The organism is Microbacterium sp. (assembly GCF_052099035.1).
Classification (GTDB): Bacteria; Actinomycetota; Actinomycetes; order Actinomycetales; family Microbacteriaceae; genus Microbacterium.
Genome location: NZ_JBQDSX010000008.1, coordinates 48,847 through 69,269 on the forward strand (window position 1 = coordinate 48,847; position 20,423 = coordinate 69,269).

The 20,423-nt window shown below is 68.2% G+C and carries 17 protein-coding genes; 7 read left to right on the top strand and 10 right to left on the bottom strand.

Annotated features, from left to right (window positions below):
* Positions 1-11: 11 nt before the first annotated feature.
* From ACTIAO_RS04270 to ACTIAO_RS04280, 3 genes are read right to left on the bottom strand one after another with little or no spacing between them, the layout of a single operon-like run.
* Entirely contained in the window at positions 12-1,160 is a 1,149-nt protein-coding gene (locus ACTIAO_RS04270; protein ID WP_441905022.1) for an Mrp/NBP35 family ATP-binding protein, read from the bottom strand.
* Complete coding sequence (locus ACTIAO_RS04275; RefSeq protein ID WP_441905056.1) at positions 1,147-1,677, bottom strand: DUF1003 domain-containing protein; 531 nt, start codon at positions 1,675-1,677, stop codon at positions 1,147-1,149. Before ACTIAO_RS04275 ends, ACTIAO_RS04270 begins: the two co-directional genes overlap by 14 nt.
* Positions 1,677-2,948, bottom strand: a complete 1,272-nt coding sequence (locus ACTIAO_RS04280; RefSeq protein ID WP_441905023.1) for a magnesium transporter MgtE N-terminal domain-containing protein — start codon at positions 2,946-2,948, stop codon at positions 1,677-1,679. The genes ACTIAO_RS04275 and ACTIAO_RS04280 overlap by 1 nt, the downstream gene beginning before the upstream one ends.
* A 66-nt stretch (positions 2,949-3,014) precedes the next feature.
* Here ACTIAO_RS04280 and ACTIAO_RS04285 point away from each other — a divergent pair, with 66 nt between their 5' ends.
* Both ACTIAO_RS04285 and ACTIAO_RS04290 read left to right on the top strand, forming a co-directional pair.
* On the top strand, positions 3,015-3,752 hold the full coding sequence (locus ACTIAO_RS04285; protein ID WP_441905024.1) for a general stress protein: 738 nt from the start codon (positions 3,015-3,017) through the stop codon (positions 3,750-3,752).
* Between the two features lies 1 nt (position 3,753).
* Positions 3,754-4,401, top strand: a complete 648-nt coding sequence (locus tag ACTIAO_RS04290; RefSeq protein ID WP_441905025.1) for an alpha/beta hydrolase family protein — start codon at positions 3,754-3,756, stop codon at positions 4,399-4,401.
* A gap of 220 nt (positions 4,402-4,621) precedes the next feature.
* Here the strand turns inward: ACTIAO_RS04290 and ACTIAO_RS04295 are convergent, their stop codons facing one another.
* On the bottom strand, positions 4,622-5,221 hold the full coding sequence (locus ACTIAO_RS04295; protein ID WP_441905026.1) for a YdcF family protein: 600 nt from the start codon (positions 5,219-5,221) through the stop codon (positions 4,622-4,624).
* A complete protein-coding gene (locus tag ACTIAO_RS04300; protein ID WP_441905027.1) occupies positions 5,218-6,633 on the bottom strand; it encodes an aminopeptidase P family protein in 1,416 nt (471 codons plus the stop codon). The genes ACTIAO_RS04295 and ACTIAO_RS04300 overlap by 4 nt, the downstream gene beginning before the upstream one ends.
* 36 nt (positions 6,634-6,669) lie before the next feature.
* Here ACTIAO_RS04300 and ACTIAO_RS04305 point away from each other — a divergent pair, with 36 nt between their 5' ends.
* Positions 6,670-7,029 (top strand): DUF3054 domain-containing protein, encoded by a 360-nt coding sequence (locus ACTIAO_RS04305; RefSeq protein WP_441905028.1) that lies wholly within the window; start codon positions 6,670-6,672, stop codon positions 7,027-7,029.
* 9 nt (positions 7,030-7,038) lie between these two features.
* On the opposite strand, the gene ACTIAO_RS04310 is transcribed toward ACTIAO_RS04305, so the two are convergent.
* Positions 7,039-8,055 carry an endonuclease/exonuclease/phosphatase family protein gene (locus ACTIAO_RS04310; RefSeq protein ID WP_441905029.1) on the bottom strand — a complete coding sequence of 339 codons (1,017 nt, stop codon included), beginning with the start codon at positions 8,053-8,055 and terminating at the stop codon, positions 7,039-7,041.
* A 97-nt stretch (positions 8,056-8,152) separates the two neighbouring features.
* Between ACTIAO_RS04310 and ACTIAO_RS04315 the strand changes: the two genes are divergently transcribed.
* Positions 8,153-9,019 carry a PHP domain-containing protein gene (locus ACTIAO_RS04315; protein ID WP_441905030.1) on the top strand — a complete coding sequence of 289 codons (867 nt, stop codon included), beginning with the start codon at positions 8,153-8,155 and terminating at the stop codon, positions 9,017-9,019.
* 230 nt (positions 9,020-9,249) lie between these two features.
* On the opposite strand, the gene ACTIAO_RS04320 is transcribed toward ACTIAO_RS04315, so the two are convergent.
* The gene (locus ACTIAO_RS04320; protein ID WP_441905031.1) at positions 9,250-10,767 is read right to left on the bottom strand and encodes a DEAD/DEAH box helicase; all 1,518 of its coding nucleotides are present in this window, start codon (positions 10,765-10,767) and stop codon (positions 9,250-9,252) included.
* A gap of 193 nt (positions 10,768-10,960) precedes the next feature.
* On the opposite strand from ACTIAO_RS04320, the gene ACTIAO_RS04325 reads away from it, so the two are divergent.
* The gene (locus ACTIAO_RS04325) at positions 10,961-11,671 is read left to right on the top strand and encodes a ferritin-like fold-containing protein (protein ID WP_441905032.1); all 711 of its coding nucleotides are present in this window, start codon (positions 10,961-10,963) and stop codon (positions 11,669-11,671) included.
* Positions 11,672-11,798: 127 nt separating this feature from the next.
* Here the strand turns inward: ACTIAO_RS04325 and ACTIAO_RS04330 are convergent, their stop codons facing one another.
* Both ACTIAO_RS04330 and ACTIAO_RS04335 read right to left on the bottom strand, forming a co-directional pair.
* Entirely contained in the window at positions 11,799-12,086 is a 288-nt protein-coding gene (locus ACTIAO_RS04330; RefSeq protein ID WP_441905033.1) for a hypothetical protein, read from the bottom strand.
* 5 nt (positions 12,087-12,091) lie between these two features.
* On the bottom strand, positions 12,092-12,316 hold the full coding sequence (locus ACTIAO_RS04335; RefSeq protein ID WP_441905034.1) for a DUF3107 domain-containing protein: 225 nt from the start codon (positions 12,314-12,316) through the stop codon (positions 12,092-12,094).
* A gap of 163 nt (positions 12,317-12,479) precedes the next feature.
* Here ACTIAO_RS04335 and ACTIAO_RS04340 point away from each other — a divergent pair, with 163 nt between their 5' ends.
* Both ACTIAO_RS04340 and ACTIAO_RS04345 read left to right on the top strand, forming a co-directional pair.
* Positions 12,480-15,773 (top strand): ATP-dependent helicase, encoded by a 3,294-nt coding sequence (locus ACTIAO_RS04340; protein ID WP_441905035.1) that lies wholly within the window; start codon positions 12,480-12,482, stop codon positions 15,771-15,773.
* Positions 15,770-19,198, top strand: coding sequence for an ATP-dependent helicase (locus tag ACTIAO_RS04345; protein ID WP_441905036.1), 3,429 nt, complete (start codon positions 15,770-15,772; stop codon positions 19,196-19,198). The genes ACTIAO_RS04340 and ACTIAO_RS04345 overlap by 4 nt, the downstream gene beginning before the upstream one ends.
* On the opposite strand, the gene ACTIAO_RS04350 is transcribed toward ACTIAO_RS04345, so the two are convergent.
* Positions 19,144-20,409: a phosphotransferase gene (locus ACTIAO_RS04350; RefSeq protein WP_441905037.1), complete on the bottom strand. Its 1,266-nt coding sequence runs from the start codon at positions 20,407-20,409 to the stop codon at positions 19,144-19,146. The two genes, ACTIAO_RS04345 and ACTIAO_RS04350, sit on opposite strands and share 55 nt — an antisense overlap.
* Between the last annotated feature and the right edge of the window lie 14 nt (positions 20,410-20,423).

Here is a 20,423-nt window from a genome sequence, read left to right on the forward strand (position 1 = left end):
TCACGAGTCTTTCACGAGTCGGATGCCGTCGGCCGCGCGACCGACATCGGCAGGGACCGACCGGAAAGGCCTCGGCTGCGGTGGGAGACCCGATCGGCAAGCGCTGTGATCGTCCGTGCAGCCGCATCGTCGGGGTCGCTCAGGACGATCGGGATGCCGGCGTCGCCGCCCGCGCGCAACGCCGGACTGAGCGGCACAGATGCCATCAGCGGCACATCGTCCGCGTCATCCGATGCCGACAGGGCAGCGGCGACCTCGGCGCCGCCGCCGGTGCCGAACAGGTCGACGACCGTGCCATCGGGCAACGTGAAGGCGGCCATGTTCTCGACGACGCCGATCACGCGCTGTCCGGTTTGCCGGGCGACCAGCCCGCTGCGGATCGCGACGTCGGATGCTGCGGACTGCGGCGTGGTCACGACGAGAACCTCGGCATGCGGGAGGATCTGCCCGATCGAGATCGCGATGTCGCCGGTGCCCGGCGGCATGTCGATGAGCAGTACGTCGAGGTCGCCGAAGAAGACGTCGGTGAGGAACTGCTGCACGGTGCGGTGCAGCATCGGCCCGCGCCAGGCGACCACGGCTTCACCGTCACGCAGGAACATGCCGATCGAGATCGTCTTCACGCCGTGCGCGACCGGCGGCAGCATGAGGTCATCGATTCTCGTGGGCTGCGTGCCCGCGGGAATGCCGAGCAGGCCCGGGATCGAGAAACCGTGCACGTCAGCATCCACGAGTCCGACCGCGAGTCCCTGTGCGGCCAGAGCGACGGCGAGGTTCGCCGTGATCGTGGACTTGCCGACGCCGCCCTTGCCGCTGGAGACGAGGATGACGCGGGTGAGCGAGTCGGGACCGAACGGCATCTGGCGGGCAGGACGCCCATCGCGCAGCTTCTCGGTGAGCGCCTTGCGCTCGGCCGGTGTCATGACGCCGAGCTCGACGGTGACGTCCGTGATCCCGTCGACGGATGCCGCAGCACGGCGCACATCGGCTTCGATGCGGTCTGAGGCAGGGCATCCGACGATGGTCAAGGCGATGTCGACCACCGCATGACCGTCCTCGGCGGTGATCTCACGCACCATGTCGAGTTCGCCGATCGGGCGGCGCAGTTCCGGGTCGGGCACCGCGCCGACGGCCTGCCGTACGAGGTCAGCGAGGTTCATGGCCGGATCCTTCCTCGTCACCGTTCCCCTCGAGGTCGGCGAGCAGCGCACGAAGCTCCTGGCGGAGCACGTCGCGGGTCACGACCTGGGAGTTGCGCTCTTCGAGAGCCATGCGCAGGGCGACGATCTCGCGGGCGAGGTATTCGGTATCGGCGAGGTTGCGCTCCGCGCGCTGCCGATCCTGCTCGATCTGCACGCGGTCGCGGTCATCCTGCCGGTTCTGCGCGAGCAGGATGAGTGGGGCGGCATACGAGGCCTGCAGTGACAGAATCAGCGTGAGCGCGGTGAAACCGAGGGCGGCCGAGTCGAACCGCCACCAGCCGTTGGCCTCTGCGGTCACCGTGTACGTCATCCACAGCACGCAGAACAGCGACAGGATCAGCAAGAAGGTGGGCGTGCCCATGGCTCGTGCCACCCACTCGGTGAATCGTCCGAATCGGTCCCGGTCGGTCGGCTTCTGCCGCACGGCACCGCGTCCGAGGGGCGCATCGAGGCTGGACCGGTCGCTTCTGGCCATCATCGTGCACCTCCTGAGGTGGCAGCGCCGGGCGCTGCGGCATCCTGCGTGCGCCAGTCATCGGGGAGCAGGTAGTCGAGCACGTCGTCGATGCTCACCGCTCCGACGAGCCTGTTCGCAGCATCCACGACGGGCAGCGAGACGAGGTCGTAGCTGGCGAGCAGGCGGGCCGTTTCGGCGGCGGATGCCGTCACGGAGATCGGCTCCATCGTCTCGTCGACGATCGCGCCGAGACGTTCGTGCGGGGGATAGCGCAGCATCCGCTGGAAATGCACGACGCCGAGCAGGCGCCCGGTCGGCGTCTCGAACGGGGGGAGCGTGACGAACACGGCCGCAGCCAGGGCAGGGTGCAGCTCGTGGCGACGGATCAGCGCGAGCGCTTCGGCGACGGTCGCGTCGGCGGACAGGATGATCGGCTCGGTCGTCATCAGACCGCCGGCGGTGTCGGGACCGTAGCTGAGCAGGGTGCGGACGTCTTCTGCCTCTTCGGGCTCCATGAGATCGAGCAGCTGCTCGAGACGCTTCTTCGGCAGCTGCGCGAGCAGGTCGGCCGCGTCGTCGGGTTCCATGTGATCGAGGATGTCGGCGGCGCGCTCGTCTCCCAGACCATCGAGGATCTGCACCTGGTCGTCTTCGGGCATCTCCTCGAGCGCGTCGGCGAGCCGGTCGTCGGGGAGCTCCTCGGCGACCTCGATCATGCGTCGCTGCGGCAGATCGAGCAGGGTCGTGGCGAGGTCGGCGGCGTGCAGCTCGGAGTATGTGGCGACCAGCTGCTCGGCCGACTGCGATTCTCCCGGCGCGCGCTTCTCGGCGACCTCGTTCCAGGCGGCGAACGTGGTCGGACCCTTCGCGAACGGGGAGGCGCTGGTCTTGGGCTTGCGCAGGAAGAGCTGGCTGACGCTCCACTCGCCGAGGCGATTGGGTTCGATCGCCACATCCTCGATGACGGCGTTGCCGCTGCCGTCGGCGAGCTCGACGCGCCGACCGAGCAGCTCTGCGAGCACGCGCACCTCGCCGGGCCGCGGCTGGAAGCGCCGCACATTGATGAGTCCGGTGGTGAGCACTTGACCGGCGCGGATCGAGGTGACCCGGCCGATCGACATGAACACCTGGCGGCGGCCGGGGATCTCCACGACCAGTCCGATCACACGCGGGGCCGCGGTACTTCGGTACACGATGACGACATCTCGGACCTTGCCGAGCCGGTCGCCCACGGGGTCGAAGACGGCGCAGCCAGCCAGGCGCGCGACGAAAACCCGTTGTGTGCTCACGCATCAAGCGTAGTGCGCGCACCCCGGAACACGGCTGGTCCGGAGCGCGCGTGGAACAATGGGGGCATGAGCATGTTGAACCGGCCAGCGGGTAGCGCGGCAGTCGGCGAGACCGTCACTTCGGTCCGCGAATACGAGGCTGCGCAGAAGGCGGTGTCGACACTGATCGCGGGCGACGTCCCGGCGCGCAATATCGCGATCGTCGGGCAGGGCGTGCGCACCGTCGAGCGGGTCACCGGCAAGCTCGGCTACGCGACGGCGGCCCGTTCCGGCGCGGTCAACGGCGTTCTCATCGGTCTGCTGCTCTCGGCGATCCTGGTGATCGGCAATCCGGAGGCGCCGATCCAGCTGTTCGTCGGTTTCGTGTTCATCGGTGTGGCACTCGGCATGATCATGAGTCTGGTGACCTACGCCATCGTGCGTCGCCGCCGGGACTTCGCGAGCGTCACGCAGATGGCCGCGGACCACTACGAGGTCACGGTGCTGCCGGACTCGCTCGCCAAGGCGCGCGAGGTGCTGGGAACAGGGCAGCGCACGGAGGTCGTGCGCCCGCCGGTGAACCTCGACGAACCGCCTCGTTACGGCGAGCGGGTCGCTCCCGGGGCGGATGCCGCCACGACCGCGCAGAAGCCGGGGGAGCCCGTGATTCCGCCGCGCCCCGCCGACCCGCGCCCGCAGTACGGCGAGCGGGTCGAGACTCCCGAAGACGCGCCGGATGCTGAGGCGGCTGAGGGTGCGGCAGACGTCCACACGGGGCAGAAGACCGACGACGATCTCCCGCAGAAGCGCGACGACGAGAGCTGACATGGCGATCGAGGTCGATCTCCCGAAGGGAGTCGTGACGATCTCGACGGCCTGGGGCGAGGGCTCTGGCCGAGGAACAGTGCTCGTCGCGCACGGTGCGGGAGCGGGGATGGAGCATCCATTCCTCATCGGATTCACCGACGCGCTGAACGCTCTCGGCTTCTCGACGATGCGATTCATGTTTCCGTATCGCGAGCAGGGCAGGCGGATGCCGGGGCCGGCAGCTCACGCGATCCTCACCTGGCGCGCTGCCGTGGCGCATGCTCGTTCTCTCGCTCCGACGGCTCCGCTGTGGGCTGCCGGGAAGTCGTACGGCGGACGGATGGCGTCGATGGCCGTGGCAGAGGGGCTCGATGTCGACGGGCTGATCTATCTCGGATATCCGCTGCATCCGCCGGGGCGGCCGGAGAAGCCGCGCGCTGAGCACCTTCCCTCGATCACCGTGCCGCAGCTGTTCATCGAGGGGACGAACGATCCGTTCATCCAGCCGGTGTCGCAGTTCGAGGACGTCATCGCGACGTGCCAGGATGCCCGCGTGGAGTGGATCGAGGGCGGCGGGCACTCGTTCGAGGTGAAAGGGAGCAAGCGCCCCGCCGACGAGATCGGGGCATCGCTCGCGCCGCTCGTCGCCGACTTCGCCGCGAGCTGAGGGCGTCGTCTATTCGTTACGCGATGAAGTCGGTGAGTTCTGATCGCTCCCACTGAGCAGACTCTGTCGCATGTGACGCGGTATCTGCAGTTGGGGTGCTTGCGATCGTCGTCTTCAGCAGCTCCAGTCGCGTCCTCCTGAGGCGGGCGCGGAGCTGATCCTCGACTTTGATCGTCGGTGTCATGCTCTTGAGTGTACCGATCGTGATGCTCAGTGGTGCTCAGCGGTGCTGCAAGCGGAACAGCAGCAGGCGCAGCGATGCGCCGATCTTCATCGGGACGATCTCACCCACGCGCTGCTCGTCCGCGCGGACGAGTCGGTCTGCGAGATCCGGACGCTGCTGCCACAGATACTCGCGTGCGACTTCGGCGTGCGGTGAGTTCGAGACGATCTTGATGGAGCCCGCATCCTCGATCATGGGGATCGCGTTCTCGATGTTCTCCCACGTCGAGCGGCTCTCCGTCTCGAGCAGGATGCGGCCGGTGTAGCCGAGCTCGTCGCGGGCGTACCGCTCCATCACGACGGCTTCGGGGGTGTCGCCCTCCACCGTCCCGCCGCACAGGATGAGAACGCTGTCGCCAGCGCGATCCATCGAGCGGATGCCGGCACGCACCCGGTAGCGATTGATGAAGTTCGCGCGCTCGCCGCGGTTGCCGTATCCGAGAACCACGACGGCCTCTGTGCCGTCCGCGCGGGCGGCGGTGCCCAGCATCCGATAGCTCGAACGCCAGTGCAGGACCTCCGCCCACGCCGCGAAAGCCGCGTATGTCGCAAAACCCGTCCAGAACAGCCGGCGGGTGAGGTGACGTGACTCGCTCAAGCCGTCCGGCCCCGTGCGATCCATGCTTCGACGTCGTCAGCGGTGCGCGGAATATCTGCGGACAGATTCACCGGCCCCTCGGCAGTCATCAGGATGTCGTCCTCGATGCGCACGCCGATGCCGCGCAGCTCCTGCGGCACAGTCAGGTCGTCGATCTGGAAGTACAGGCCCGGCTCGATCGTGAAGACCATGCCCTCTTCCAGGATGCCGTCGTAGTACATCTCACGGCGGGCCTGCGCGCAGTCGTGCACGTCGATGCCAAGGTGGTGCGAGGTGCCGTGCACCATGTAGCGACGGTGCTGGCCTCCGGCGTCGGCATCGAGCGCCTCGTCGGCCGAGACCGGCAGCACGCCCCACTCAGCGGTCCGCTTCGCGATCACGGCCATCGCAGCCTCGTGCACCTCGCGGAACTTCACGCCGGGGCGCGCAGCGGCGAACGCGGCATCCGCGGCCTCGAGCACCGTGTCGTACACGCGTCGCTGAACGTCCGAGAACGTCCCGTTCACGGGCAGGGTGCGGGTGATGTCGGCGGTGTACAGGCTGTCGGCCTCGACACCGGCATCCACGAGAATGAGGTCGCCGGGGACCACCGCGCCGTCGTTGCGCGTCCAGTGCAGGTAGCAGGCGTGCGGGCCGGATGCCGAGATCGTGTCGTAGCCCTCACCGTTGCCGTCTTCACGTGCACGGCGGTGGAAGACGCCCTCGACGACGCGCTCGCCGCGGGCGTGCTCCGCAGCATCCGGCAGCGCGAGGATGATGTCATCGAAGCCGCGTCCGGTGATCTCCACCGCACGACGCATCTCCGCGATCTCGTACTCATCCTTGACCAGCCGCAGCTCCGACACCAAGCGCTCGAGATCGGAATCGGCCAGAGTGAGGTCGTCCTCGCCAGGCTCGAAGGCGGCCAGGTGATCGGTCGCGACCGCGAGGTCAGCGGCGACGCCGGCGAGCGAGGGGCGAGGTCCGATCCAGAACTCGCCGACCGTGGCATCCGCATAGAACTCCGTCGTGGTGCGATCGGCCCGCTCGCGGAAGTACAGGGTCACGTCGTGCCCGGCATCAGCCGGCTCGCCTGCCTGCGGCTCGAAGACGAGCACGGAGTCCGGCTCGGCGTCGGCGGCCCATCCGGTGAGGTGCGCGAACGCGGAGTGCGCGCGGAACGGGTAGTCGGTGTCGTTGCTGCGCTGCTTGAGGGAGCCGGCCTCGATGACGAGGCGCCTGCCCGGGAATGCCTCGGACACCTTCGCGCGACGAGCGGCGGCGAACGCGGCCTGCTCGCGCGCGGCAGGAAGGGACTCGGTGCGCTCGGCCCAGCCGGTCGAGATCGTGTCGAGGAAGCCACGCGGGAACGGCTGCTTGCGGTTTACGATGACGGGCGCCTCTTCGATCGTTTCGTTCTCTGCAGTGCTCATCCCTCCAGTCTCTCACTCCTGCGTAGGCTGGGCCATGTGGCGATTCTCATTGATCTCGTACTTGTCATCGTGTTCTGCATCATTGGACGGCTCTCGCACGCCGAAGGCATCTTCAGCGACGTGCCCGGGCTCCTGAACACGACCTGGCCGTTCGTGGTGGCGCTGCTGCTCGCGCACGGCGTGCTGCTGGTGCGAAAGGCTCAGGCCGACCGGATGCTTCCCGGCGTCATGGTCTGGGTCCTCACGGTCGTGATCGGACTCTTGCTGCGCGTAGTTGCCGGGCAGGGCACGGCGCTGCCGTTCATCATCGTCGCGACCCTCACGCTGGCGCTGTTCCTCATCGGCTGGCGGGCAATCCTCGCGCTCGTGCGGCGGATGCGTCCCCGCACCGACTAATTCCCGGGCTCAGCCGGCGGGATCGAGCTGCACGACGAGCGCGCGGTGATCGGAGCCGGCCGCATCGAGCACGAGCGATCCGGTCGGGTTCCAGTTCTGGCTGGCCATGACATGGTCGATCGGCGCGCCGAGAAGCTCTGGGTAGTCCGCCGGCCACGTGCCCGTGACGCCCGTGCCGGTGCGTGAGGCGACGTCACGGCAATAGCCCATGTCGCCGCCACCGGTGCCGAGGCCAGCCATGTGATCGATCGTCGCGTTGAAGTCTCCGGCGAGGATGAAGTCGCCCTCCGGGCACTGATCGGCGATCCAGGCCAGATCCGACTGCCAACCGGCCATGTCCTCGACGCGCGGTGCGACGGCGTGCACGGCGACGATCGTGGGACCCGCGCCATTGACGGGCATGACGACCGCGCTCGGCACGGAGCCGGTGTTGCTGCTGCCGTCCTCGGACGACGCGATCACCGAATAGTCGCCGAGATCAGGGGAGATGAGGATCGTCGTCTCCCACGCCTGCGGGCCGTTGTCGACGTTGCCGAACTGCACGTGGTGGACCCACATCGGATGCCCCTGCTCACGCAGCATGACGGCGATGCGCTCGCCGACGGACTCCGCAGTCTCGGGCAGCGTAACGACGTCGACCTGCTGAGTGAGGATGGCATCGGCGATCGTCTCGGCCGAGACGGCTTCGCCGGCGGTGTTCCAGGTCAGCACCCGCACGCTGGCGTCGGTCTCGTCGGGGAGCTCGCCGTTGCCGAAACCGCGCACGGTTCCGATCGCGCCGGTTGCTGCGGCACCGAGCAGCGCGACGATGAGGATGGATGCCGCGAACCCGCGCAGCGGGCGGGCGAACAGCAGCAGCAGCGACACGACCGCGACAGCGAGGAACGCTACGAGGACGATCCCGCGCACGGCGACCAGCTGGGCGAAGGGGAACGTCTGCTCGAGCTGGAAGAATTGCGGCCACACCACGACCGCCGTCGCGATCGCGAACAGCACCGTGATGAGGATCCCCAGCAGTCGAAACATCCCCGCAAGCCTAAATGGGGACGCTGTGAATCGCCTGCCTCGACAGGGCTCGGATAGCCTCCGTGCCGCCTCGCGCGGGCCGCAGTAATGTCGAATCATGACTGATGTGCAGATGTTCGCGGGGCCGAGTGATCTGCATCTGCACTCGAATCACTCCGACGGCACCGAGAGCCCGGCCGAAGTGGTGCGGCAGGCGCACGCATATGGACTGCGCACGGTCGCGCTCACGGACCATGACCGGACGACCGGGTGGGACGAAGCGGGAGCGGCGGCAGCATCCCTCGGCATGACGTTCATCCCCGGCATGGAGATGTCCGCCAAGCAACAGTGGCGCAGCGTTCACGTGCTGGGGTACCTGTTCGATCCGGCGGATGCCGCGCTGCGCGCGGAGACCGACCGCATTCGAGAAGACCGTGTCGGTCGCGCGGAACGCATTGTCCGCAGCATCGGCCGCGATTATGACCTGTCCTGGGATGACGTGCTCGCGCAGACGACGGTGGATGCCACGGTCGGCCGTCCGCACATCGCCGATGCGCTCGTCGCCCGTGGCATCGTCCGGGACCGCACCGCGGCGTTCGACGGCATCCTGCACCCCCGCGAGGGGTACTACGAGCCGCATTACGCGCCCGATCCGCTGACCGCGGTAGGACTCATCACCGGCGCCGGGGGAGTGGCGGTGATCGCGCATCCGGTTACCTCGGGGCGCGAGCAGATGCCGTCCGCGTACATCGAGGAGCTGATCGCGGCAGGGCTCGGCGGGTTCGAGATCGATCACCGGGAGAACACCGAGAAGGGCAAGCGGATGCTGCGTCAGCTCGCCGCGAAGCACGACCTCATCGTGACGGGCTCGAGCGACTATCACGGCACCGGCAAGCCCAATCGGCCCGGTGAGAACACCACCTCGGATGAGATGGTCGCCCGGATCATCGCCCAGGCGACCGGGACGGCCCCGCGCTACCCCTAGTCGCGCTGCTGTTCGCTGTCTCGCGCGGCTGTTCTCACCGTCGCGCGGCTGTTCTCACCCTCGCGCGGCTCATATCTGTTGGCGCGGCGGAAACTTCTACAGCGCGGGCAGATATGAGCCGCGCGAGGCCAGGTGGCAGCAGCGTCAGCAGATATCAGCCGCGCGAGGGCAGATTTCAGCAGCGCGAGGCCAGGAATCAGCAGCGCGAAGCGGCAGGGCGCAGCGCGGGGTCAGGCTCCGGCGGGTGCGGCTCCACCGGAGCGGCGGCGACGGCGACGACGCTGCGGGGCGGGCTTGCCGTCGCGGTGCTCCGTCGTCGCGTCTCCGTCGTGCGTCCCGGCGCCTTCGGCGTCGCGATCAGCAGCGGGGGCAGCATCCGACCCGTTCGACGACGCATCCGCGCCCTCGACGAATGTCGAACCGACCTGCTCGCTGCTCGAACCGCGACGGCGACGACGGCGGCGCTTGGTGGTGCCCTCGTCGGTGCCCTCGGCGGCAGCATCCGCGGCCTTCTGCGGCGGACGCTGGCGACGCTCAGACGCAGGCTTCTCGGCCTTCGGCGCCGTCGTCAGGCGGCCCTTGGTGCCGACGGGGATGTCGAGGTCCTCGAACAGGTGCGGGCTCGATGAGTAGGTTTCGACGGGTTCGGGCTGGCCGAAATCGAGTGCGCGGTTGATGAGCGCCCACTTGTGCAGGTCATCCCAGTCGACGAACGTGACGGCGATGCCCGTCTTCCCCGCGCGACCGGTACGGCCCGCGCGGTGCAGGTACGTCTTGTCATCGTCGGGGATGGTGTGGTTGATGACGTGGGTGACGTCGTCGACGTCGATGCCGCGGGCTGCGACATCCGTGGCGACGAGCACATCGCGCTTGCCAGCCTTGAAAGCGGCCATCGAACGCTCGCGCTGCTCCTGACCCATGTCGCCGTGCACGCCGCCGACGTTGAAGCCGCGGTCGCCGAGCTCATCGACGAGCTTCTGCGCTGCACGCTTGGTGCGGGTGAAGATCACGGTCTTTCCGCGGCCCTCCGACTGCAGGATGCGGGCGATGATCTCGTCCTTGTCCAGCGAGTGCGCGCGGTACACGACGTGCTTGATGTTCGCCTGCATCAGACCCTCGTCGGGGTCGGTTGCGCGGATGTGAATCGGGTTCGACATGAAGCGGCGCGCGAGCGCGACGATCGGGCCGGGCATCGTCGCCGAGAACAGCTGCGTGTGGCGGACGGCCGACACCTTCTGGAAGATCTTCTCGATGTCGGCGAGGAAGCCGAGGTCGAGCATCTTGTCTGCCTCGTCAAGAACCACTTCGACGGCTCCGGAGAGGTCGAGCAGTCGCTGACCGGCGAGGTCGATCAGACGGCCCGGAGTGCCGACGACGATCTGCGCGCCGGCCTTGAGCTGGTCGATCTGACCCTCATACGCCTTGCCGCCGTAGATCGCGACGACGCTGGTCGAACGGTTGCTGGTGAGCAGGTCGATGTCTTCGAAGACCTGCACGGCGAGCTCGCGTGTGGGGACGACGATGAGCGCCTTCACACCGGGCTCCGGGTTCTTACCGAGGCGCTGGACGACCGGGATGCCGAAGCCGAACGTCTTGCCCGTTCCGGTCTTGGCCTGTCCGATGATGTCCTGGCCGGGAAGGCCGAGGGGGATGGTCTGCTCCTGGATGGGGAACGCGTCGACGATTCCCTTGGCGGCGAGCGCGTCGACGATGTCCTGATCGATGTCGAGATCAGCGAAAGTTGTCACTATGTTCTATTGCCTGTCCGGCTGCCTGGGATGAAGCGAGAGACAGCCTCGTAACGGATCCACGCCGTCTTGTGCCACAGGCGCGGCGCCCTGCTCCGACGGCAGGACGCGTCCAGCCTACCTTGTGGGACGCCGAGCGCCATGGAATGGATGCGTCTCGGTCCCTGAGCTTGTCGACGGGTAGTCTGAATCCGTGGTGAAGTGGTTCTGGCAGCGAGATAAGCCCCGGCGCACTCTGTCTCTGCGCAGTCGCGGAGATCAGGGAGATACGACGAGGGTCGACTTCGCCGAACTCGCTCCCGAGATGAATCGCTTCCTCGGTCAGGCCGCGTACCTGCAGCTGGGCTACTTCGAAACACTCACGCGCCTCATCCGCGCGACGCCCGAGCTCGACGAGAAGGGCGCTCTCGCACGTGCTGCCGGCGCGGCGCTGAGCAAGCACCTCGGAATCGTCGAGGTCATCCGTGCTCAGGGGGAGGACCCCACCGAGGTGATGCTTCCGTTCCAGGAAGCTCTGGATGCCTTTCGGCGCAAGACGATCGGCGTCCGCCGTCACGAGACGCTGCTGGCGGTCTACATCACCGCGGGGATGCTGGACGACTTCTATCTCGCACTGGCCTCCAGCTACGGCGAGACCGGTGCCCGCGTCGCCGAGATCCTCAGCGAGGAAGACGACACCGGAGACCTCGTCTCGATTCTCAAGACGACGATCGAGATCGACGACGAGTGGCGCTCGCTGCTGTCGATGTGGGCGCGCCGACTGGTCGGCGACACGATTCTGGTCGCTCGACAGGCGCTACGCAGCGAACGCCTCGTCGTGGACGAAGAGCGGGTCGAACCCGTCTACACCGAGCTCATGGGCGCGCACTCGCGTCGCATGGATGCGATGGGTCTGGCCGCGTAACTGCGTAGCCGCCTGAGACACCAGATAGCGCGCGAGACACCACATTCAGCACGACACATCACGCCAGGCATGGTTTCTCATGCGGGGAATGATGCCTCACGACGGGCGCGGCTCGCGCGAGCGCGGCTCAGATGCCGAGCGCGGCCCGCTTCGAAGCATCCGATCGGCGACGGGATGCCGTCAGCGCAACACCGACGGCAGCGGCGATCACCAGGGCGCCGACGACACTCGCCAGCCAGAGCCATCCGTTGCCCTCACTGACGCCGGCCCACTGCATGATCGTGTAGATCGCGGCGGACGCGGCCGTCGCGATCCCCGGCACGACGGCGACGCCGCGCAACGTGCGGTCCGGGATCAGGTAGTGCACGCCGATGCCGAGCGCGCACGCGGCGATCAGCGCGATGAGGATGTACATCTGCGTCAGGCGACGAAGCCGACGCGGCGGGACTCTTCGGTGCCGAGCTCGATGTAGGCGAGGTTCGCTGTCGGGACGATGTAGGAGTTGCCCTTGACATCGGTGAAGCTCACGTGTGCAGCGTTCTGCTCGAGCGCTTCGGCCACCTGCGTGCGGACATCGTCTGCAGTGGTGGAGGTCTCGAAGTTCAGTTCACGGCCGGTGTTGATGATGCCGATGCGGATTTCCACTCGTGCTCCTTGAAGGTTCGGGGACTGAGACGACTCTACCCCGCGACACGGGAGGAGGATCGGGGAGCGTCGCGGGTTTCGCCGTGGGCGCACACGGCTTTCGTGCATCGCCGGACGGGTGCGCAGGACGGCGGTGTCCGTGCCTGCCGATAGCGTGGATGACATGACAGAGGATGCCGGACAGCGCGCAGTCGTCGGCGCTCGAGTCGAGGCATCGGGTGTGATCATCGGAGCGCCGGGCACGGGCAAGACGCAGACCCTGATCGATCGCGTCGTGCACCTCCTCACGGAGCAGGAACTCGCCCCCGAAGAGGTTCTCGCGCTGACGCCGAACCGCCAGGCGGCGACGGTGCTGCGTGACCGGATCGGTGTGCGGATCGGGCAGGCGACACCGGGCCCGCTCGCCCGGTCGCTGGGCTCGCTGGCGTTCCAAATCGTGCGGGGAGCGATGGTCCGCGCGGGCGAAGAGCCCCCGGCTCTACTCACCGGCGCCGACCAGGATCGCATCATCGCCGAGCTGCTCGCTGGCGCTGCCGAAGATGAGGCAGCCGGATTCGAGAGCCGCTGGCCCGAGAATCTGAGTCCCGCCGTGCGCGCATCGAAGGGGTTCCGATCCGAGCTGCGCGCGTTCCTCGCGGAATGCACCGAACTCGGCGTGCTGCCGGACGAGCTGCAGGCATCCGACAATCCGATCTGGCGGTCCGCCGGGGCTTTCATCGAGGAATATCGCACCGTGATGGCCGGCATGCGCACGGCTCATCGCGATGCCGCCGACCTGGTTTCCGAGGCTGCCGCGATCCTTCGCGAAGCGGATGCCGCGACCCTTGGTCCGCTCGCACCGCTTCGTGTCGTCCTCCTCGATGATGCTCAGGAGATCACCCGCGGGGGGATCACCCTTGTGCGAGCGCTGCGCGAACGCGGTGTCGCGGTGCTGGCGTTCGGTGACCCGGATATCTCCTCGGGAGCCTTCCGCGGTGCGAGCCCGCAACTGTTCCACGACCTCTCTGGAGTGCTCGGCCAAGTGTTCGTTCTCGATACGCCGCACCGGCAGACGGCGGCGCTGACCGATCTCACCCGCACGGTGACACAGGCGATCGGTGCTGCAGGGCGGGTGGAGCATCGGCGTCCCCCCGCACCGGCACCCGAGACCCCTGATCCGGCAGTGCAGACGTTCCTCGCGGCATCGCCCTACGAAGAGGTGGATCGAATTGCGGGCACGCTGCGGGACTGGCACCTGCACGACGGCATCGCCTGGAGCGACATGGCCGTGATCGCTCACGACACGCGCCAGGTCACGACGCTCGAGACCGAGCTCGCCGCGCGCGAAGTGCCCACCAGGGCCGCGGGCGTGCAGCGGCCGCTGGGCAGCGAGGGCATCGTGCGCGACATCGTCAGCATCGTGCGCCTTGCACTGACGCCGGTCGACGAACGCGACGCCGAAGCTCTCGTCGAGGCGCTGCGCTCCCCGTTCGGGGGAATGGATGCCGTGGGCCTTCGCCGCCTGCGCGCGCGCATGCGCCATGGTGAGCTGGCAGAAGGCGGGTTCACGCCGGCATCCGAGCTGCTGCGCGAGGCGATGGCGCACCCGCTCGCCTTCACGTTCATCGATGCGCCCGAAGCACGAGTCGCCGCGCGATTCGCCAAGACGCTGGCAGAGACCACCGCGGCAGCCGAAGCGGAGGAGACGATTCACGAGATGCTGTGGCGCATCTGGGATGGCGCGCGTGCTCTGGATGGATCCTCCCTCGCGCGGCACTGGCACGAGGCAGCCTCTCAGCCGGGTGGTGGAGAGGTGTCGCGCGCGCTTGATGCACTGGTGGCACTGTTCGACGCCGCCAAGCGCTTCGTCGAGCGCACGCCGAATGAGCGTCCCGATGTGTTCGTGCGCGACATTCTCGACAGCGAGGTACCGGAGGACTCGCTCTCGACGCCGGATCGTCCGGGGCTGGTGACGCTGCTCACCCCCGCCACGGCATTGGGCACGCAGTTCGATGCCGTCATCGTCTCCGGCGTGCAGGACGGCGTCTGGCCGAACACGCGTCTGCGCGGAGGACTGCTTGAAACATGGCGGTTGGCGGATGCCGTGACCGCTGCCCGCACCGGCATCCCCGCCGTCGCGCAGGGAGTGCTCGATCGCCGCCGTGATGCCCTGCACGATGAGCTGAGACTGTTCGTGCGAGCCGTGTCCAGAGCGCGATCGCGCATCGTGGTCACCTCTGTCGACGACGACACGACCGGTCCGAGTGCTTTTTTCTCCTTCCTCCCTTCCCCGCCGCCGTTGTCGGAGCATCCTGCGGCCGAGCATCCGCTCACGCTGCGCGGCCTGGTTGCGAAGAGCCGCCGCACGCTCACGAGCTCGAGTGATCCTGCAGAACGGCGAGCTGCCGCGCAGCAGCTGCGACTGCTCGCCGAGGCCGAGGTGCCTGGTGCGGTGCCGGAGGAGTGGTACGGGAGCACCGCACCCTCCACGTCAGCCCCGCTGCACGACCTCCAGGTCGAAGCGGCTCGCGTCTCGCCGTCGAAGATGGAGTCGTTCGAGGAGTGCGAACTCAACTGGGCGATCTCTTCCCTCGGTGGAGATACCGTGCTGCCGCCATCGGCGGGTATCGGCACGATCATTCACGCGGCGATGGAGACGGCGCCGGACGGTGAGCTCGAGAAGATGCGCGCGATCGTCGCGCAGCACTGGCCGGAACTCGAGTTCGAGACCGAATGGATCGGACGCAAGGAGCGCCGAAGGGCCGAGGTGTATGTCGATCGTCTGCACTCCTATCTGGGCGCTGTTGCCGACGAACGCGGCCGCGTGCTGGCAAGCGAGGTCGAATTCCGTTTCGCGGTCGACGTGCGCGATCAGGCGTCGGATGAGCCACCCGCCGTGTACGTCGACGATGAGGTCACGGGACCGCATCGTGCGGTCGTGCACGGGTACATCGACCGTGTCGAGGCGTATCCGCGCGGTGGTGGCGAACACGCCGCAGCACGCGGGCGGGGCTTCACCTCGATGTCCGCGGGTGCGGCCCCGCCCGAGGAGGCACCTGCGGCAGTGTCCGCACCCGCCGAGACGTCCGCGCCAGCCACCGGCGAGCGGGTCGTCGTTGTCGACCTGAAGACCGGGAAGTACGAGCCGGAGTCCGATGCGAAGGTCGCCGATCACGCGCAGCTCGCCGCCTATCAGGTCGCGGTCGAGCAGGGGCTGGTGGCCGGCGCCGATGCGGCGGCGCTCGCCGGGGCGCGGCTCGTGCTCGTTGCGAAGACGCTGTCCGGCAGCGATTACCGGGTCGCGCATCAGCACACTCTTCGGGGTGAGGATCGCACGCGCTTCCTGAACCGGCTCGCCGACGCGGCGAAGGGAATGTCGGCGAACTCCTTCACCGCGCATGTCGAGGCGCACTGCGCTGACGTGCAGTGGCGCGTGCAGCCCTGTCGCATTCACACGGTCCCGGCGGTGAGCGCGTGAACGCGTGGGGTGAGGGCCCGGGACTGTCGGCACTCGACGTCGCAGCGGCACTGGGACAGCCGTCACCCACCGCCGCTCAGCAGCGCGTCATCGAGGCACCGCCCACACCCGCTCTGGTGGTGGCAGGGGCCGGCAGTGGCAAGACCGAGACGATGTCGGGGCGGGTGGTTTGGCTCGTCGCCAACGGACATGTGCGCCGTGACGAGATCCTCGGGCTGACCTTCACCCGCAAGGCCGCGGGCGAACTGGCCGAGCGCATCGGCGACAGGCTCGCCGTGATCGACGAGTTCGGCCGTCGCGGTCTGCTCCCGCTCGTTCCGGAGATCGTCGCGACCGGTGCCCTGGCCCGAGTGGATGCCGCAGCCGCAGCCGCGCAGAAGGCGACTGTGCGCACGCACGTCCTCGACGAGCTGGCCGCGACGTACGACACCGGGTGGAATCCATCGACCCCGCACACCTCGGAAGACCTGCTGGCAAGACCCCGGGTGTCGACCTACAACGCCTTCGCGGACTCGATCGTGCGCGAGCACGCCTCCCGGATCGGCCGCGACCCCGATGCCGCGATGCTCAGCCAGGCCGCGTCCTGGATGCTGGCGCGCGAAGTGGTGCTGCGCGCCGACCTTCCTCAGCTCGAAGACATCGAGCTGTCCGTGGCGACCGTCGTCGATGCCGTGCAGCGCCTCGCGGGCGACGCGCTCGATCATCGGGCGGACCTCGGCCGCGCCGAGCGGATCGCGATAGAGCAGGCCAGGGCCTTCGAGCCGTACCGCTCCAGCGACGCGATCGCGAAGATCGCCGACAACCTGCTCTCGCTGCCCACGCTGACCGCGCTCGTGCGGGAGTACATCGCCGAGAAGCATCGTCGTGGCGTCCTGGACTTCGCCGACCAGGTCAGTGGCGCGTTCGACATCGTCGAGTCGTCGCCGGACGTGCGCGACGGCCTGCGCGAGCAGTATCGCGTTGTGCTCCTGGACGAGTACCAGGACACATCGGTGATCCAGACGCAGTTCCTCTCCGCGCTGTTCCGCGACAGCGCGGTCATGGCCGTCGGCGATCCGCACCAGTCCATCTACGGCTGGCGCGGGGCGAGCGCCGACAACCTCTACGCCTTCGCACGCACCTTCGCCGCGGACATGCCCGTCCAGACATACAGCCTGATGACGAGCTGGCGCAATGACAGCTCGATCCTCGATATCGCGAACGAGGTGCTCCGCCCGTTGCAGCGGCCCGGACTCGACGTGCCGCCGCTGGAGGCGCGTCCGGGTGCCGGGACCGGCGCCGTTGAGGTGCGCTACCCGCTCACGGTGCACGACGAGGCGGCTGAAGTCGCGGAGTGGTTCGTCCAGCGCCGGGCTGCGCACGCCGCCGCGGACCCCGATGCTGCGAAACCGCACACCGGCGCGATCCTGTTCCGCTCCAAGCGCCATATGCAGACCTTCGCCGAGGCGCTCGCCGCGCGTGGCGTCCCGCACCGCATTCTCGGGCTCGGAGGCCTGCTGGCAACGCCCGAGGTCGTCGACGTCGTTTCCGCGCTGCGCGTCATCCATGATCCGAATGCGGGTTCGCCGCTCATCCGTCTGCTGGTGGGACCCCGCTTCGGCGTCGGCGTCGCTGATATGGGCGCACTGTATTCGCTGGCCAGCGAACTGTCCCGTCGCGACAGCGGGCTGCTGCCGCTGCCCGAAGAGCTGCGTGCGCGCATCCGCGCGTCCCGCGGATCCGATGAGGCCGTGTCGATCGTGGATGCCGTCGACGTTGTCCGCGGACTCCGTGACGATTACCGGCTGCTGGAGGGGATCACCCCGGATGGCCGCGCGCGGATCCGCGCAGCGGGCGAGATGTTCGAACGTCTGCGCCGCGCATCCGGCCAGCCCATCCTCGAGGTGATCCGGCTCATCGAACTCGAGTTGCGCCTGGACATCGAGCTCGCCGCGAACGAGACGCGCGGGCCGGCACGCGTCGCGGCCACGCAGCTGCGTGCATTCGCCGATGAGGTGCGTGCGTTCCTCGCCGCGGACGACCGCGGCACGATCGGGAGTCTCCTGGCCTGGCTCGAAAAGGCCGAGAGCACCGACGAGCTCATGCCGCGCCCGGAACCGCCGCAGCCGGGTGTCGTGCAGCTGCTGACGATCCATGGCTCGAAGGGACTCGAGTGGGATGCCGTCGCTGTCGTGCGCATGGTCGAAGGCGAGCTGCCCTCGCGCCCGAGCGATACGTCCGGCTGGTTCGGCTTCGGGGTACTCCCGTTCGTGCTGCGCGGAGACAGCGCTGCGCTTCCGACCTTCACCTGGATACCGCCGGTCGAAGAGGAACTCGATCCGGTCAAGCGCCTCAAGGCCGGGATCGCATCGTTGACGAGTACGAGCAAGACGACGCCCGGGGCCATCACCGTCTTCAAGAACGCCTACCGCGATTATCAGCAGCAGGAGGAGCGCCGCCTCGCATACGTCGCAGTCACCCGTGCGCGCACGGATCTGCTGCTCACCGGCGCGCACTGGGCGGGACAGAAGAAGCCCCGCAAGCCGGGACCGTATCTGCTCGAGGCGTTCGACGTCATCGGCGCTTCGCCGGTCGGTGCGATCGATGAGGATGAGAACCCCTACGAGGGCGAGGGCAAGACGAGCATCTGGCCACTCGACCCGCTCGGCTCGCGCCGTGCGAAGGTCGAGGCGGCAGCAGAAGCGGTGAATGAAGCGTTCGCGCAGGATGCTGCGGAGCCGAGCGACCTCCTGCGGCGACTGCTCGCCGAGCGCGCCGAACGTCAGCGGGGGATCACGGCCGGAGCGCCGACCCGTGTGCCGGCATCGCGGTTCAAGGACTACGTCACCGACTACGACGGCACCGCGCGGGCTCTCGCACGCCCCATGCCCGAGCGTCCGTATCGGCAGACCCGGCTCGGCACGCTGTTTCACGCGTGGGTCGAGCATCGCTCCGGCCTCGTCGGCACGGCTCCGAACCCCGAGAGCGCGCTGTGGGAGATCGACGACGACCAGCCCGATGTCTGGAACGCGTCAGCGGCGGATGTCGCCGACCTCGAGCAGCTGCGCACGATCTTCGAACGCAGCGAGTGGGCACAGCTGAAGCCCATCGCCGTCGAGATCGAGATCGACTTCACCCTCGGTGTCGAAGGGCATATCGTCATCTGCAAGCTCGATGCCGTGTATCGCCGCGAGGACCGCGGCGGCCGCATCGAAATCGTCGACTGGAAGACCGGAAAAGCACCGCGCACGGCAGCCGAGAAAGAAGAGCGGATGCTGCAGCTCGCGCTGTACCGTCTCGCCTATCACCGGCGCTTCGGCGTCGCGCTCGAGGAGATCGACGTCGCGCTCTACTACGTGGCCGATGACCTCGTCATCCGCGGGGATCGGGTCTACTCGGAGGAGGAATTGGTCCAGCGGTGGAGCGCCGCCCGCGCTGCGCGCTGAGCCTCATCGGCAGGGTTCGCCTTCTCCGAAGGGCCGACGTCATCGACGGGCATCAACCCGGAGGCCTCGATTTCGCTCAGGTCTTCCGTCGCATCCCCGCCGTCGTCATCGGTGGCCGGGGCACCGCCGGACTCTTCGGGCAGCGCCTCGCCGGGCAGCAGATCCTTGGGGTTGTACGCGTCGGTCTGCATCGAGGTGTTCGCGGCGCTTGCGGTGGTCGCCGGGACCCGTCCGAGAGCATCCATGGCCGAATCCACGCCCTCGCCGCGTGCGGCGATGACGGTCAGATCGTTCTCACGCAGGCCCTCTGCGAGTGCCTCCAGAAGGGCGGCCGCATCGTCCACGATGTCATTGCGGCGCGTCGCGTCGCCGTGCACGAGCCATCGGGCGAACTCGAGCTCTGCGAGCATCCGCGCACGCACGGCGAGTGCAGCATCCGGGACGCGGTCGGACGCCTCCGCGTAGGAGGCATGCACGTCTCCCGCAGCATCGGGGGCAGAGGAGAGCCAGGCGAGGTCGGTCGCCGGGTCGCCGAGTGAGAGTCCGTGCCAGTCGAGCACGCCGATGACGACAGGGCCCTGCACGTCGTCGTCTTCGAACAGGAACGAGGTCGCCTTGGCGCCTCCCAACGTCACGGCGGATTCGAATCGCCACAGGTCGTCGTCATCGACGGCTTCGCGCCAGCGCACGGTGAGCCGGGCGGGAACCCGTCCGGTCGCGGCGGCGCGGTCGACCAGCTGTCGAATCTCATCGCGCACCTCGTCAGCGCTGCGGGCGGTGAGCCCGGCACTGCGCACAACCGATGCGGGCAAGGCGTGTACAGCGGCGATTGATGCCCCCATGGAAGCTGCGGCTCCTCGGCCGCGCGGCACGTGAGCCGCCTCGATCTGGAATCCGGGCAGCAGTTCGGTCACCAACGCCCTGCCCTCGGCGATCCTTGTCTCGCCGATGTACTCCGGCACACGGAACGGCAGCATCGCGCGCGCTCCCATGGTGAGCGCACGCAGGGCGAGGGACTCGGAGGCGAGCTCGCGGGAGGTCTCGTCGTCGTCGCCGACGCGGATTGCGAGCTCTCGTCCATCGGCCAGAGTGGCGATCGCGGAGTCGAAGCGTCCGTCGCCGTCGGCAGTGAGCGGACGTGCGCCCACGACCTCCGCCCCGGGCAGTGCGGCTGTGACTGCCGCCGCTAGAGTAAAGGGAGACCGTGCCATGACCCCAAGGTTAG